This is a genomic window from Mesorhizobium sp. NZP2298 (assembly GCF_013170825.1).
Lineage (GTDB): Bacteria > Pseudomonadota > Alphaproteobacteria > Rhizobiales > Rhizobiaceae > Mesorhizobium.
The window spans coordinates 3,855,859-3,868,736 of the sequence record NZ_CP033365.1 but is presented as its reverse complement, the minus strand read 5'-3'; the positions used below and the strand labels follow the sequence as shown (position 1 = coordinate 3,868,736).

Sequence of the window (12,878 nt, the reverse complement as noted above, 5' to 3'; positions counted from 1 at the left end):
TAGGCGCGGCGGTGTTCATTTCAACGGGAGCCATGCCGCGCGGCGTCCGCGCCTTGACCCGCGGCCGTCCCGGCAATACCTTGTCGATGCTGCTGTAGGGCGCATCGGCTTCCGGCCGGAGGGGCATTGCCCGCCTACGTCATCTTAACCCGCAATGCGCCCATGCCGACACTCGAACACCACAAGAAACAAGCCAAGCTCTATCTCAAATGGCACCGCGAGCGGTATTACCCCGTCGCTGCCGTGATTGGATGGCTCTTGCCGCGTTTTCGCCATTTCAGCGACAGCCAAATCCTCGATCACGGCTTCAAGCTGGCCGATGCCCAGGAACTCGTCGCCAGGAAGTCAGGTTTCGAGAGCTGGCAGGCGCTGAAGGAAGGCCTTCAAACCGTGACCGATCATGCAGCAACAGACGCCGCAAAACCGCATCTCGCCTTCGCCGAGCCACAGCTCTTTGTCTGCGACATCGCAGCGGCCTGTGATTTCTACCGGCAAAAGCTCGGCTTCGAGACGCGCTTCACCTATGGCGAGCCACCCTTCTACGCCCAAATCATCCGCGATGGCGCACGGCTCAACCTGCGCCACGTCGACAAGCCTCCACTGGCCGCCAATTCGACCGATGACCTACTGGCGGCGACGATCGTTGTCGACAACATCAAGGCTCTGTTTCTGGAGTACCAGGCGGCCACGGCCCCGTTCCACCAGACATTGCGGACCGAACCCTGGGGGGCCCGCACGTTCATCGTCAAGGATCCCGACGGCAACCTCATCTGCTTCGCGACCAGCGCGGGCTGACCTCATCGACAAAAACGCCGCCTCATGGGCGGCGTTTCGAGAGTGATCGTTGGAGGAGATTACTGCGCGCCACGCGCGACGCGCTCGATTTCTTCGCGCACCAGGCGCTCGACCAGCGTCGGCAGATTGTTGTCCAGCCAGTCCTGCAGCATCGGCCGCAGCATCTCCTCGGCCATCTCGTCGAACGTTTTCTTGCTGCGGCTGGCAAAGGCATCGGACAGTTCGCCAAAGGCAGCGGCGACCTGCCGGCCCGTGTGTTCGGAAAGAATTGCCGGACGAGCCGAAGGCGTTTCATTTGCCGCCGCATATGCCTGAGCGATACCGGCCGAAGCGTCGCTTGAAGAAGGCCGTCCGAACGCACCCTCCACCACCGGTTCGCTCGCCGGGGCCTCGGGCTGGGCGAGCGGCTTGCGCATGCTCCTGTCCGGCATCGCTTTCGCCTGCTCTCCAACCGCGGCGATCTCGCGCCGCCAATCGGCAACGATGGTATCGCTTGTCGCACTGGCCTCTGGGGCCGCTGGCGCGTCGATCCTGGCGTGGGGCGCCGGCTCGGCCGCGACCCTGGCACTGACCTCTGCAAGCGTCATCGACGGCCTGACCGGCACAGGATCGGCGTGCGCCTGCGATTCCATGCGCGCGATCACCGGCTCGGGCGATGGCGTCTGGACTTCCGCCAGTGCGACCGGCTTCCTGACTTCGGGAGCAGCATGCAGTTCGGCGCGAAACGCATCGACGTCCGCCGCCGGAGCTTCGCTCGGCGAAGGCTCCAGATCCTGCCGCGGCTCATCGGCGTCGCCGGGCTGCTTGCGACCGTTATCGCTATCCTCGATGATCCTCCTGATGGAAGCCAGTATCTCTTCCATGGAAGGTTCGCGCTGAGCGCTGCTTGCCATTGCCATCGTCACTTCCGCCGCCCTGGTGACCCTGCAGACTTCCACTCCGGCAGAGCCGGGTTCGAATCATGGCGACAGCGTAACCGACGGATCGCCGAACGAGAATCCCCAATCTGGGGACACGTGGGATTTCAACAGATTAGAGCGTGAAGCCGAAAAAAGCTGGACGGGTTTTTCAAAAAATCCCGTCCTGGCAGAAGGCGAGAATTCCAGCCGATGGCCTTAGCGGCCATCCGGCGTCCGCAGGCCGATCCACTTGTCCTTGACGGCGTTGTAGTGCTCTTCGGGCTTGTACTTGGTCACCGGCAAGCCAAGCCGATCGACCGACAGGCGGCCCATCGCCGACAGGATGGCATAGCTTGCCACGACCACATCGTGTTCGGAATTGGCCTGGTTGATCTTGGCGGTGATGACGGTGGCCTGCGCGTTGAGCACGTCGAGCGTGGTGCGTTGGCCGACATTGCGCTCCTCGATAACGCCGTTCAGCGCCAGTTGCGCGGCGTCGATCACTTGCCTGTTGGCCGAGACGCTCTGCTGCGCGGCGGTATATTGCGACCATGCGGTGGCAACGGCCTGGCGCACCTGGTCACGGCTGACATCGACCTGGATGCGAGCTTCACCCAACGATTCCTTGCTCTGCCGCACGAGCGCCGAGGTTCGGCCGCCAGAATAGATCGGAACGGTCAGCGTGGCGCCAATATTGGCCGAGGTCGAATTGCCGTTGGAACCCGTCGAGTCGGGGATGGCATTGCGGTAGTTTTCCGAAATGCCTGCCGACGCCGACAGCTGCGGCAACAGCGCGCCCTCAGACGATTTCACTGAAAACGCAGCCGCGTCGACGAGATGCTGGGTGGCGAGAATGGCTGGATGTTCGGCCGAGCCAATGGCAATCGCCGAATTGAGGCTCGACGGCAACAGCTTCGCCAGTGGCGCCGCTGGCTTGAGCTTGCCCGGCTCGTCGCCGACCACCTGGTGATAGGTTGCAGCGCTGGCCAACGCCTGCGCCCGGGCGGCACTGAGCGAGGCCACCGCCGAGGCGCGCGACGCGTCGGCCTGGGCGACATCGGTGCGTGTGCCCTCGCCAACCTCGAAACGCGAGCGCGCGGCGCGCGCCTGCTCGGTCAGGAACTGCAGGTTCTGTTCGGTCAGCACAGCGATCTGCCGGTCGCGGATCACGTCCATATAGGCCGTGGCCGCATTGAATAGCGTGTTCTCTTCGGTGTTGCGCAGGCTCTCCACCGACGCCTTCACCTGGGATTCCGCCGCCGCCACATTGTTCCTGGTCTGAAAGCCGTCGAACAGGGTCTGGTTGATGACAATGCCGTAACTGCCACTCGTCAGCTTCGAGTTACCGCCGCCATTTGCTTGCCGCGTGTTTGTATAGTCGATGTTGGCCGATCCCGTGATCGTCGGGCGCCAGCCGGACTTGGCGATGGCCACGCCTTCATCGGTGACGCGCACGCCGGCGCGGGACGCATTCAGCGAGGAATTATTCTGATAGGCCTTGGCGAGCGCGCCGGTGATGGTTTCCGCGGAAGCGGTCAGTGGAGACAGCGCGGTCGCGGAAACAAGGACAGCGGCAAAAAGGGTCTTGGATACAGACGGCACGGGTATATCCCTCATTCGTTTTCCATGGGAACCGCGCCGCGCCAGCTTCTCGCTAGAGTAGCCGGAGTGACGTGTTTCGATGTTCCCTGTCGTTCGGTCCCAAAGTGCCCCCAGTCCGGGATCAGCAACGATCGTTCAAATGCAAGCGACCATGACAAAGCTTCTGCTGCAAGGCCAAATCATTCAGAATTCGAAAGCATGCTCACGTTCGAATCCGGGTAGTGGCTTAATTGCCGCATTAAATGCCCGTCTCCCGGTTACAACCCCCCCAGCCTTGAAAAAAAGTCGCGCCACGCCGGAATTACCCTGCCCTTCGACCGCGACGAGTCGGCCGCCATCGGCGAGCTGATCGAGCAGCGGCGCCGGCACTTTCTCGACACTGCCGCCGATGAAGATGACGTCATAGGGTGCCTTGGCCGCATGACCTTGCGCCAGCGCGCCCTGGACCACGGTCACATTGCCGCAGCCCAGGCCCGAAAGAGTCGACGCCGCGCTTTGCGCCAGTACCGAATCGCTTTCGAGCGCCACGACGGATTTCGCCAGGCGCGACAGGATGGCCGAGGCGTAGCCGCTGCCGCTGCCGACATCGAGCGCCGAATCGGTCGGGTTGATCTCGGCCAATTGCATCAGCTTGGCCAGCGGTGATGCTTCCATGAGATAGCGCGCGCCATCGGCGCCGCCGCCGATGCGAATGTCCTCATCGATATAGGCGAGATCGCGCTGGCGGTCGCCGACGAAGAGCTCTCGCGGCACGGAAAGCAAGGCTTCTAGTAACGGGGCGCTGGTCACGTCGGTGGTGCGAACCTGACCGTCGACCATCTTGACGCGAAGCTCGGAGAAATCAGCGCTCATGTTCCAACCAATCCGCTTGCCGCGTCAAAAACGCGGCTCATTTCGACTGGAACTTCAGGCCCCGGCACGTGTGCGCGGGAGCCTGGGGCATTGGAGGCCTCGCCCGGAATCGAACCGGGGTGCAAGGATTTGCAGTCCTCTGCGTAACCACTCCGCCACGAGGCCTCATTGCTCCCGGCGTTCCACCCGGTTCCAATAGGTTGCGGCGAAAATGGCGTCAAGCGGCCTCCATGCATTCCTCGCGGTTTCCTCTGAATGAATCCTTACCCCCAAACATCGAGCGTCGCGGCCACGGTGATCGCGACGCATATTAGCACGGCATTAGATATAACAGCAGATCACGCGAAACTCCACGCCCCGGCCGCCGTTGAGAAACGGGAGGACTGCTCCATGCGGCCTGCAAGCCCGAACAACGGTATGGACGTCTGGGACGGCTTGTCGCGATCGGGATGCGAGGAGTTGCTGCGGCATGCCATCGACTGCCTTGCGATAGACGGCGCCGCCAAGCTTTCGCCGCGTGACCGCGCCCGCCTCGCCTCGGCCGCCGCCATTCTCAGGGAAATCCGCGAGGACCTGGAAAGAAGTGCGGACAGGCAAGCGGATTCGCGAAAATCCGGAACCCGAACAAGGGCATGACGCGCCGGCAGGCCTGCCCGGTCAAGGACGCGGCTTGGTGGCCGTCGTTCAGTCCGGCCGCCGCCGCCGCCGCTCCCACCAGACGACGAGGCGACGGCGATGGCGCCGCACCATGGCGAATTCATAAGAAAGCACCAGCAGTCCGATCGGAACCATCCAGAAGCCAAGAATCGGCAGAAACCCGACAATGCCGCCCATGGTCAAAAGAATACCGATCGTGATTCTGAGGCCCCGCGATCGCGGCATGGTGAACTCGCGCCCGAAAATCGAGATCTTTCGTGCCGGTATCCGATTTTCGTCTGCTGCCGTCATCGCGAATGGCTGCCCATCTGGTGGCTCGATAATGTCAGTTTACGAAAGCCGCGACCGCCCTATCGGTTCCGCGCCCGTCGCCAAGACGGCTAATATGAGGGCGGACACCGTCGATTGCGAGAAACCGCCACGCGAAAAAGTCTCGGAAAAATACGAAATGCTTCTTTGCAAAGCCGAAAGGGGTTTGCTATAGGCTGCGCCACTTGCTGAAAGAGCCTCCGTTCCCCGGTAGCTCAGTGGTAGAGCAACCGGCTGTTAACCGGTTGGTCGCTGGTTCGAATCCGGCCCGGGGAGCCAATCATTCCATGCACTTGTGATTATTTTGGCGCGCACAACAGTGCCAAGCTCTGCCTTGGGCAACGTTCGGGGCAACAATCCAGTGTCCGCGTGAGATAATCGACCAGTTTTCAGGGTACTCACCGTTACCCGAACGTCGGACGTCTCACTGTATAGCGACACCAAGCACTGCCGCCTTCTTCAAGACCAGAGCTTTCAGATCCGCGTCAGAACGTTCCGTTCCCGTCCTTTGGCGAAGCAATTCGATAAACTCGGCCATGGATTGGAAGTCATGTTCACCCAGCATCGTCTCGACCGCCATGGCCACGTCGACTGTATCGGGCCCAACCGCCGTTTTCATTTGCCGCCTCCGCACAAGGTCGCATTAGCGATCAGTAAACTTCGAACCCCCGCTTCCGTTCCTATCGGGACGATGTGACGCCTTGCATTTGAGCCAAATTGATGTGGGAGATGGTCATGGAATTCCGAGCGGGGGCTCATGACCACAGACCTGTTTCTTGCCGCTGTCGCGGCATTCGCGATTCTCGTCCCGCTCTACTTCATCCTCAAATGAGGCATTAGGCCTCCGCCAGCCTCGCCAGCGCGCGATCCCGCCAAGGGATTGAACCGTCGCGGCGTGTCGCGAGTTGATGCGGTTGTCAGGTTTGCGCCAGGGGCAACGATTGTCGATTGCTGCAAATCGGACCTGTAACCGGTCTGTCTTGGCCGGCGGCATGCCGCAGGCGCCATTCCCGTCGAGACAAGCCCCACGTGGCGCATCGAGGGCTTCGATCCCGGTCATCGAAGCCCTCGCGCTCAGCCGCCTCAGACTTGCGCCAACCCTCCGTCGACGAACACCTCGCCACCGGTCATGAAGCTGCTGTCCGAGGACGCAAGAAAGGCGGCCACGGCGCCGGTCTCCGACGGATCTCCCATCCGCCCGAGGACCGTGCTGGCCCCGAGCGCGGCTATGCCTTCGTCGCCCAGCACTTCCAGTGCCAGCTCCGTTGTGGTCGGTCCCGGCGACAGGACGTTGACGCGGATGCCCGTGCCCTTGAGATCCAGTGCCCAGCTACGCGCCAGATTGCGGACAGCCGCCTTCGTTGCGCTGTAGATGCTGAACGCCGGCGTCCCCATCACGCCCGTGCTGGAACCTGTCAGGATGATCGACGCCCCCTCGCCCATCAGCGGCAAAGCCTTCTGCACCGTGAAAACCAGTCCCTTTACATTCAGATCGAAGATCTGGTCGTAGTGTTCTGTCGTGATCTCGCCGAGTGGCGCGAACGCTCCGGTCCCGGCGTTGGCGAGCAGGATGTCCAGCCCGCCCCGCTCCGCCTTCACCGTCTCGTACAACCGATCGAGGTCGGCTGGATCGGTTACGGACCCGCCCACCGCCCGCGCATTGGGGCCTAGCTGCTCCAGGGCCGCGTCGAGCGTCTTCTGCCGCCGCCCGAAGATGTAGACGAATGCGCCTTCATCGACGAACCGTTTGGCGGCCCCGAATCCGATGCCACTTCCGCCGCCCGTCACCACTGCCGTCTTACCCTGTAGTCTGCTCATGATGTGCTCCTTCACTGAGGTTGCACAGACTTGGCGACCTACCCACCTATTGACAAGTATGCACCTTTTGGTAAGTGCCATGAAATGTCGTTAGATCACTCAGACCCAACCTCGTCGCCGACCCAGATCCCCTCGGCGGCCCAGAATTGCACGCCGACATTGCCAGGCTTCACCTGCGGCCTCGACGCCACCCTGCGAGTCATCGCGGGCAAGTGGAAGCCGCTAATCCTTTACTTCCTCGCCCAGGGTGGCCCCACCCGCTATGGCGAGTTGCGACGGGCCGTGCGCGACGTCAGCGACAAGATGCTGATCCAGCAGCTCAAGGAGCTGGAGACCGACGGTCTCGTGAAGCGGACCGACTACAAGGAGATCCCTCCTCGGGTGGATTACAGTCTCACCCCGCTCGGCCTCAGCCTGGCCGAGGCCCTCGTGCCGCTCTGCACCTGGGGCACGGAAAACATGGCTGAAGTCACGCGCGTCTTCGCCCTGCGGGAGGCCTTGAACGGCAAGATACGGTGATCCTTTTCGGCGGCTGACGATGGCGATCCGCTTTGTGTCTTCTAGACGTGTCTTCTCTGCGCGTCTTCAACAGGGCGGCTCGATGTCGTCGGTAGCCGGCTCGTAATTCGCTGCTTCGTCGGCTCCGGCGCGCCAGCATTTCCAACAGTCCGGTCCGGAAATATCCGCCAACGCCTGGCGGCGCTTGCGCGCGGTTGTCCGCCGCGCGATAGATGCGTCGGTTCAGGGAGGAATCATGCGGAAAATCCTGGTATCGGTACTGCTGACCGGAGCCGTACTTTATGCGAATTGCGCTCTCGCACTCGACAGCAGCGGCACGCCTGTCGTTGTGACACCGCTTGCATCGCGCACGACAACCGCGTCCGGCCAGCCGATCACGCTGCCGCAAAAGAACGTGCAGGTGCTGGTGTCGACCTATGATATCGCGCCGGGCGCGACCTTGCCGGTGCACCGGCACCCCTTCCCGCGTTACGCCTATGTCGAGGCCGGAACGTTGAAGGTCACCAATGTCGAGACCGGCAACAGCAACACCTACAAGACAGGCGATTTCATCGTCGAAATGATCGGGCAGTGGCATCAAGCCACCAATATCGGCGATGGCCCGGTCAAGCTCCTGGTGATCGATCAGGTCGAGGAAGGCGCCAAGAATACGGAATTGCGGCAGTAGCCGCCTATGCCCAAGGGCAAAGCAATCCGCCTTCCCGCGCCGTCGCGGACACCTCAAGCGTTTCAACGAGTGCTCAGCCCCAGGCTCCGACCCTCTGTCGGGTCGTCGCGTTCAGCCGATTGAAGGCGTTGATCAAGGCGATCTGGACAACCAAGGCGGCTAGCGCCTTTTCATCATAGTGCCTGGCGGCTTCGTCCCAGACATCGTCCGGCACGGCGTCGGGGCGGTCGGCGAGCCTTGTGCCTGCCTCGGCCAGCGCCAGGGCCGCCCGTTCGGCATCGGTGAAGTACGGCGTCTCCCGCCATGCGGCCAGCGCGAAGATGCGCTCGTCCTTTTCACCGGCTTTTTTCAGTTCGCGCGCGTGCATGTCCACGCAGACGGCGCAATTGTTGATCTGGCTGGCGCGCAGATGAATGAGCTTGCGCGTCACATAAGGCACGTCGGCCGCCTCCGTCGACTTGTCCAGAGCCAGCAGCGCTTGCAGGGCGCCCGGGATGAGCATGACCGGGTTCGTGATTCGAGCTTGCATGGGTCTTTCTCCATTGAAGGCGTTTCAAAGGGCGTGTTTTGCCGAGCCCGGATGCCGCGCATCCAGCTTCGATCCGATGAGATTTTCGGCTGCCGCCGGATCGCCGACGACCAATCAATAACCCATCAGCTATGGGTCAAATTCATAACTACACAGTTATAAGACTGTCAAGCAAGGAAATGGCGCCTGGTCCAAATGGCCTTGTTTCGTTCACGCTTTCGCGTCAGCCGCCCGGGTGCTAGGGCATTGCGCACCATCATGGACAGGATCGCCCCTTGACCACACAACCCCGCCCGCCGCTGATCGAAATCTGTGTCGAAGGCATTGATGGGCTGCTCGCAGCGCAGGCTGCCGGCGCCGATCGGGTCGAACTGTGCGCCAGCCTGGTCGAAGGCGGCATCACGCCGAGCCTGGGCACGGTGCGCGCGGCGCTGGACCAAGCGACGGTGCCGTTTCATGTCATGGTGCGGCCGCGCGGTGGCGATTTTCTCTACAGCGAGACCGAATACGGCTCGATGCTCGCCGACGTCGCCGCGCTGCGCGATCTCGGCGCGGCCGGCGTGGTGTTCGGCTGCCTGAACGCCGACGGCACCATCGACGAGAAGCGCATGGGCGAGCTGACGCAGGCCGCCGGGTCCCTGAATGTGACCTGCCACCGCGCCTTCGACATGACACGTGATCCCAGCGAGGCGCTGGAAGCGCTAGTCCGCTGCAAAGTCGGCCGCGTGCTGACCAGCGGTCAGCGCGACACCGCGATCGAAGGCCTGCCATTGCTGGCCGATCTGGTGCGGCAAGCGGGCGACCGTATAATCATCCTCGGCTGCGGCGGGCTCAATCTCGCCAACATCGCCGAGGTGCGCAAAAAGACCGGTCTGGCCGAAATGCATTTCGCGGCGCTGAAGGATGTGCCAAGCGCCATGGGTTACCGCAATCCCAAGGTCGGCATGGGCGGCTCCGATCTCGATCGCGAGTACCGCAACACATTGACCGACACACCGCTGGTGGCGGCGACGATCGCGGCGGCCAAGGCATGACCTCTCCGATAGACCGCATAGCGCCGGACGACGAGGCGGCCATACTGGCGCTCAACAACGAACATGCGGCGGAACTCTCCTGGCTCGAAGCCGAGCGGCTGTCGTTCCTGCTTGGCGAGGCATTCTACGCGCGGCGCATCGGCGATCTCGAAGCCTTCATCATGACCTTCGACCAGGAAGCCAACTACGACAGCCCGAACTTCGTCTGGTTCCGCGAGCGCTATGAACGCTTCATCTATGTCGACCGCGTCGTCGTGGCGGCGCACGCAAGGGGCCGCGGCCATGCGCGCCGGCTCTATCAGGATCTGTTCGAGCATGCGGAGCGCGCCGGCTACACGCTGGTCACCTGCGAGGTCAACATCGACCCGCCCAACCCGGCGTCGGATGCCTTCCATGCCGCTCTCGGTTTCGCCGAAGTCGGCGACGCGGTCATCCATGGCGGCAAGAAAGCCGTGCGCTATTACGCCAGGCGGATCGTCGCCTGATCCGCTAGCGCTGGCCACATAAGAAGCGGCAACTAACATAGCCGTTCCGCCAACCGGAGGAACCGCGATGCCAAGCAACGTCTTCCGCTTCGACGAAAGCTGGCACATTCCCGAAGGCACACTTCGGCAAGTGCGGGACGTGCTCTCCGACGCCGAGTTGCTGCCGCTGTGGTGGGGCGAGGACTATAAGGAAGTGGTGCCGCTCGACGCCAAGGGCAAGGCGTCAGTTGGTTCGCGGGCAAGGGCGCGTGCTCGCGGCGCCCTGCCCTATGAACTGAACTTCATCATCGAGGCCGCCGAACTCGCGCCTGGCCTGGTGGTGGTGAAGACCTTCGGCGATTTTGACGGATTGTGGCGGGCCGAACTGTCGCCGTCAGGCGCCGGCACCCATGTTCAGCTGACCTGGCAGGTCACGGTCGAGAGGCCCATCCTCAAATTCCTCCCACCGTTGCTGCGGCCGGCCTTCGCATGGAACCATCGCTGGACAACGCCGCGCGGCGAAGCCGGCCTGCGCCGTATCTGATGGCGAAAAACAGAGCCGCTTGACCGCCCGACCGAAATCCGGCCGGCCGTCTGCAGCCACGATGTCCACCCCCGCCGCAACTGCCTTGCCGTGCTCACCAGTTGCGATTGAGCCATTCGCGCGCCGGACGCTCGATGAGGTAGTAGCTGCAGAGCGCGCAGGCAAAGGCGCCGGCCAGCATCGGCCAGGGGTTGCTGCCTTGCTCATAGACGAATTTGTAGAATGGCTGCTGCCACAGATAGAGCGAATATGACCACAGGCCCAATGTCGTCATTGGCCAGGACGACAGCAGACCGGAAAAAAGTCGGCTGCTGAAATCGAGCGCGTTGACGGCCAGCGCCAGCAGCGGCGTAGCCAGGAGATAATGGATCGGCGTCGGCACCGCGTCCACGAACAGGAAAACCGCGCCAGCCGCCGCTGCCAGGGCGACATAAGGCCCTTTCAGCACGTCCGGCAGCCTGTCCTCGGCCTTGAGCAGGCAGATAGAGGCCGACAGCAGGATTGATGCGATGTGCACGTCGGTGCGCCAGTAAGTGGCCTCGTAGTCCAGATTGAAGACCCAGTACGACACCGCGCCATTGGCCATGGCGAGCAAGGCCAGCGCCACCAGCAAAGGGAGGACGCGGTCGCGGCTGAGGACCGTCGCGCTGATCAGCGCCAGGATGACATAGGCGTGCTCCTCGACGCAGAGCGACCAGATATGGTCAAGCGCCCCGGCGCGGGTGACGAGGATTCCCGCGTAATTGTAGGTGAATGTCAGCGCCGTCAGCGCAGCCTTCCATTTGAAGGCGATGAATGTGCCGGACAGCGCGATCATGGCAATGATGACGAAGACCAGGAGCGCCGGATAGATGCGCGAGAAACGGCGCTTGAAGAACTTCTTCAGCGGATACCGTTCGATGAACAGGATCTCGGCCATCAGCCGGCCGCTGAGCACGAAGAAGAACTCAACGCCGAGCACGCCGAGGTTGATTCCGGGAACCGGGAAAAAATGGCCGATCAACACCAGGGCGATCGACAGGCCGCGCCAGCCATCGAGATAGGCCAACCTTGTCCTGGCCGATCTGTCTACAACGGCCCGGGACGGAACCAAATGGGTCGCGGAAATTTCGGACATGCCGATCCTTTCGCATTGGCATGCGAAAGGGCACGGCGGTACGTGTTCCGAACCCGGCTCGCATTCCCGCCCCGACCTATACTGCAGTGCAATATAAATTTGTGCAAGTGCGAGATTGCCGCCGATACGGTTTCCAGACCGGTATGGCCCGGAATTGCTTCAAGCAAAGCGATGTTGCGCTGCGGCTGATTCCATCAGCAACTGGGCCACCACGGACGAAAAAGGGGCCACGATGGCCCCTTTCCGTGAAACCCCTGAAACGCGCCAGTGTCAGGCGTTGGCGGCTGCCACGGCGCGCTTGGCCATGACCACGATCAGATTTGCACGATAGTCGGCGGAAGCGTGGATATCGCTCATCAGGTTCCTGGCCGGCACCTTGATGCCGGCAAGCGATGCGGCGTCGAAATTCTTCGCAAGTGCCGCCTCGATTTCCTTCGAGCGAAAGACACCGTCGTCGCCGGCGCCGGTTACGGCAACGCTGACGCCATCCTTGCCCTTGGCCACGAACACGCCGACGATCGCGTAGCGCGAGGCCGGGTTGCGGAATTTTTCGTAAGCGGCCTTTGCCGGAGCGGTGAAGCTGACCGCGGTGATGATCTCGCCGTCCTTCAATGCCGTTTCGAACAGTCCCTTGAAGAACCTGTCGGCTGATATCTCGCGTTTGTTGGTGACGATGGTGGCGCCCAGCGCCAGCAGGGCCGCCGGGTAGTCCGCCGCCGGGTCGTTGTTGGCGATCGAGCCGCCAATCGTGCCCTTGTGACGCACCGCCGGGTCGCCGATCAGCGACGCCAGATGGGCAAGCGCCGGACACGCCTTCCGCAGCTTCTCGTCATTGGCGACATCATAGTGGGTCGTGGCGGCGCCGATGGTGACCGTCTTGCCCGATACCTTGACGCCATGCAGTTCCTTGATGCGCGAGAGGTCGACGAGATCTGAAGGAGCCGCCAGCCGCGTCTTCATGGCGGGGATCAAGGTCATGCCCCCCGACAAAAGCTTGGCATCGCCGCTCTTCACAAGCTTGGCGGCTTCAGTGACCGAGGCGGCACGGTGATAGTTGACCGAGTACATGGTT

At 62.4% G+C, this 12,878-nt stretch carries 17 protein-coding genes and 2 tRNA genes; 8 read left to right on the top strand and 11 right to left on the bottom strand.

From position 1 onward, the window contains the following. Positions 1–162: 162 nt before the first annotated feature. Positions 163–795: a bleomycin resistance protein gene (locus EB231_RS18705; RefSeq protein WP_172350168.1), complete on the top strand. Its 633-nt coding sequence runs from the start codon at positions 163–165 to the stop codon at positions 793–795. Between the two features lie 59 nt (positions 796–854). Here EB231_RS18705 and EB231_RS18700 read toward each other — a convergent pair whose 3' ends face one another. The 4 genes from EB231_RS18700 to EB231_RS18685 all read right to left on the bottom strand — a co-directional run bounded on the left by EB231_RS18700 (position 855) and on the right by EB231_RS18685 (position 4,313). Continuing rightward, entirely contained in the window at positions 855–1,694 is an 840-nt protein-coding gene (locus EB231_RS18700; RefSeq protein ID WP_172350167.1) for a PopZ family protein, read from the bottom strand. A 216-nt stretch (positions 1,695–1,910) separates the two neighbouring features. Further along, positions 1,911–3,311 (bottom strand): TolC family outer membrane protein, encoded by a 1,401-nt coding sequence (locus EB231_RS18695; protein WP_172350166.1) that lies wholly within the window; start codon positions 3,309–3,311, stop codon positions 1,911–1,913. Positions 3,312–3,479: 168 nt separating this feature from the next. Beyond that, a complete protein-coding gene (locus EB231_RS18690) occupies positions 3,480–4,148 on the bottom strand; it encodes a protein-L-isoaspartate O-methyltransferase family protein (RefSeq protein WP_172350165.1) in 669 nt (222 codons plus the stop codon). 91 nt (positions 4,149–4,239) lie between these two features. Next, positions 4,240–4,313, bottom strand: a tRNA-Cys gene (locus tag EB231_RS18685). Between the two features lie 90 nt (positions 4,314–4,403). Here EB231_RS18685 and EB231_RS18680 point away from each other — a divergent pair. Next, positions 4,404–4,784: a hypothetical protein gene (locus EB231_RS18680; protein WP_172350164.1), complete on the top strand. Its 381-nt coding sequence runs from the start codon at positions 4,404–4,406 to the stop codon at positions 4,782–4,784. Positions 4,785–4,832: 48 nt separating this feature from the next. On the opposite strand, the gene EB231_RS18675 is transcribed toward EB231_RS18680, so the two are convergent. Continuing rightward, complete coding sequence (locus tag EB231_RS18675; RefSeq protein WP_172350163.1) at positions 4,833–5,096, bottom strand: hypothetical protein; 264 nt, start codon at positions 5,094–5,096, stop codon at positions 4,833–4,835. 222 nt (positions 5,097–5,318) lie between these two features. Here EB231_RS18675 and EB231_RS18670 point away from each other — a divergent pair. After that, positions 5,319–5,393 (top strand) — tRNA-Asn (locus EB231_RS18670). A gap of 145 nt (positions 5,394–5,538) precedes the next feature. On the opposite strand, the gene EB231_RS18665 is transcribed toward EB231_RS18670, so the two are convergent. The 3 genes from EB231_RS18665 to EB231_RS18655 all read right to left on the bottom strand — a co-directional run bounded on the left by EB231_RS18665 (position 5,539) and on the right by EB231_RS18655 (position 6,932). Further along, complete coding sequence (locus EB231_RS18665; protein WP_172350162.1) at positions 5,539–5,733, bottom strand: hypothetical protein; 195 nt, start codon at positions 5,731–5,733, stop codon at positions 5,539–5,541. Between the two features lie 114 nt (positions 5,734–5,847). Further along, positions 5,848–6,174 (bottom strand): hypothetical protein, encoded by a 327-nt coding sequence (locus EB231_RS18660; RefSeq protein ID WP_172350161.1) that lies wholly within the window; start codon positions 6,172–6,174, stop codon positions 5,848–5,850. A gap of 23 nt (positions 6,175–6,197) precedes the next feature. Then, on the bottom strand, positions 6,198–6,932 hold the full coding sequence (locus tag EB231_RS18655) for an SDR family NAD(P)-dependent oxidoreductase (protein WP_172350160.1): 735 nt from the start codon (positions 6,930–6,932) through the stop codon (positions 6,198–6,200). Between the two features lie 159 nt (positions 6,933–7,091). On the opposite strand from EB231_RS18655, the gene EB231_RS18650 reads away from it, so the two are divergent. Together EB231_RS18650 and EB231_RS18645 are read left to right on the top strand one after the other, a co-directional pair. Beyond that, positions 7,092–7,451, top strand: coding sequence for a winged helix-turn-helix transcriptional regulator (locus tag EB231_RS18650; protein WP_246741025.1), 360 nt, complete (start codon positions 7,092–7,094; stop codon positions 7,449–7,451). A 235-nt stretch (positions 7,452–7,686) separates the two neighbouring features. Further along, positions 7,687–8,118, top strand: a complete 432-nt coding sequence (locus EB231_RS18645) for a cupin domain-containing protein (RefSeq protein ID WP_172350158.1) — start codon at positions 7,687–7,689, stop codon at positions 8,116–8,118. Positions 8,119–8,191: 73 nt separating this feature from the next. Here EB231_RS18645 and EB231_RS18640 read toward each other — a convergent pair whose 3' ends face one another. Then, positions 8,192–8,647, bottom strand: a complete 456-nt coding sequence (locus tag EB231_RS18640; protein WP_172350157.1) for a carboxymuconolactone decarboxylase family protein — start codon at positions 8,645–8,647, stop codon at positions 8,192–8,194. A gap of 275 nt (positions 8,648–8,922) precedes the next feature. Between EB231_RS18640 and EB231_RS18635 the strand changes: the two genes are divergently transcribed. The 3 genes from EB231_RS18635 to EB231_RS18625 all read left to right on the top strand — a co-directional run bounded on the left by EB231_RS18635 (position 8,923) and on the right by EB231_RS18625 (position 10,689). After that, a complete protein-coding gene (locus tag EB231_RS18635) occupies positions 8,923–9,681 on the top strand; it encodes a copper homeostasis protein CutC (RefSeq protein ID WP_172350156.1) in 759 nt (252 codons plus the stop codon). Further along, a complete protein-coding gene (locus EB231_RS18630; RefSeq protein WP_172350155.1) occupies positions 9,678–10,166 on the top strand; it encodes a GNAT family N-acetyltransferase in 489 nt (162 codons plus the stop codon). The genes EB231_RS18635 and EB231_RS18630 overlap by 4 nt, the downstream gene beginning before the upstream one ends. Positions 10,167–10,233: 67 nt before the next feature. Further along, positions 10,234–10,689 carry an SRPBCC family protein gene (locus EB231_RS18625; protein WP_172350154.1) on the top strand — a complete coding sequence of 152 codons (456 nt, stop codon included), beginning with the start codon at positions 10,234–10,236 and terminating at the stop codon, positions 10,687–10,689. 94 nt (positions 10,690–10,783) lie between these two features. Here the strand turns inward: EB231_RS18625 and EB231_RS18620 are convergent, their stop codons facing one another. Together EB231_RS18620 and EB231_RS18615 are read right to left on the bottom strand one after the other, a co-directional pair. Beyond that, entirely contained in the window at positions 10,784–11,806 is a 1,023-nt protein-coding gene (locus EB231_RS18620) for an acyltransferase family protein (RefSeq protein ID WP_172350153.1), read from the bottom strand. A 270-nt stretch (positions 11,807–12,076) separates the two neighbouring features. After that, complete coding sequence (locus EB231_RS18615; protein WP_172350152.1) at positions 12,077–12,874, bottom strand: FAD binding domain-containing protein; 798 nt, start codon at positions 12,872–12,874, stop codon at positions 12,077–12,079. Positions 12,875–12,878 lie beyond the last annotated feature (4 nt).

Bases quoted from the DNA above. Each gene is read 5' to 3' on its own strand.
- EB231_RS18630 (WP_172350155.1), top strand. From the start codon at position 9,678: ATGACCTCTCCGATAGACCGCATAGCGCCGGACGACGAGGCGGCCATA.
- EB231_RS18640 (WP_172350157.1), bottom strand. From the start codon at position 8,647: ATGCAAGCTCGAATCACGAACCCGGTCATGCTCATCCCGGGCGCCCTG.
- EB231_RS18625 (WP_172350154.1), top strand. From the start codon at position 10,234: ATGCCAAGCAACGTCTTCCGCTTCGACGAAAGCTGGCACATTCCCGAA.
- EB231_RS18620 (WP_172350153.1), bottom strand. From the start codon at position 11,806: ATGTCCGAAATTTCCGCGACCCATTTGGTTCCGTCCCGGGCCGTTGTA.
- EB231_RS18665 (WP_172350162.1), bottom strand. From the start codon at position 5,733: ATGAAAACGGCGGTTGGGCCCGATACAGTCGACGTGGCCATGGCGGTC.
- EB231_RS18645 (WP_172350158.1), top strand. From the start codon at position 7,687: ATGCGGAAAATCCTGGTATCGGTACTGCTGACCGGAGCCGTACTTTAT.
- EB231_RS18690 (WP_172350165.1), bottom strand. From the start codon at position 4,148: ATGAGCGCTGATTTCTCCGAGCTTCGCGTCAAGATGGTCGACGGTCAG.
- EB231_RS18680 (WP_172350164.1), top strand. From the start codon at position 4,404: ATGAATCCTTACCCCCAAACATCGAGCGTCGCGGCCACGGTGATCGCG.
- EB231_RS18675 (WP_172350163.1), bottom strand. From the start codon at position 5,096: ATGACGGCAGCAGACGAAAATCGGATACCGGCACGAAAGATCTCGATT.
- EB231_RS18695 (WP_172350166.1), bottom strand. From the start codon at position 3,311: ATGAGGGATATACCCGTGCCGTCTGTATCCAAGACCCTTTTTGCCGCT.
- EB231_RS18655 (WP_172350160.1), bottom strand. From the start codon at position 6,932: ATGAGCAGACTACAGGGTAAGACGGCAGTGGTGACGGGCGGCGGAAGT.
- EB231_RS18705 (WP_172350168.1), top strand. From the start codon at position 163: ATGCCGACACTCGAACACCACAAGAAACAAGCCAAGCTCTATCTCAAA.
- EB231_RS18700 (WP_172350167.1), bottom strand. From the start codon at position 1,694: ATGGCAATGGCAAGCAGCGCTCAGCGCGAACCTTCCATGGAAGAGATA.
- EB231_RS18615 (WP_172350152.1), bottom strand. From the start codon at position 12,874: ATGTACTCGGTCAACTATCACCGTGCCGCCTCGGTCACTGAAGCCGCC.
- EB231_RS18660 (WP_172350161.1), bottom strand. From the start codon at position 6,174: ATGACCGGGATCGAAGCCCTCGATGCGCCACGTGGGGCTTGTCTCGAC.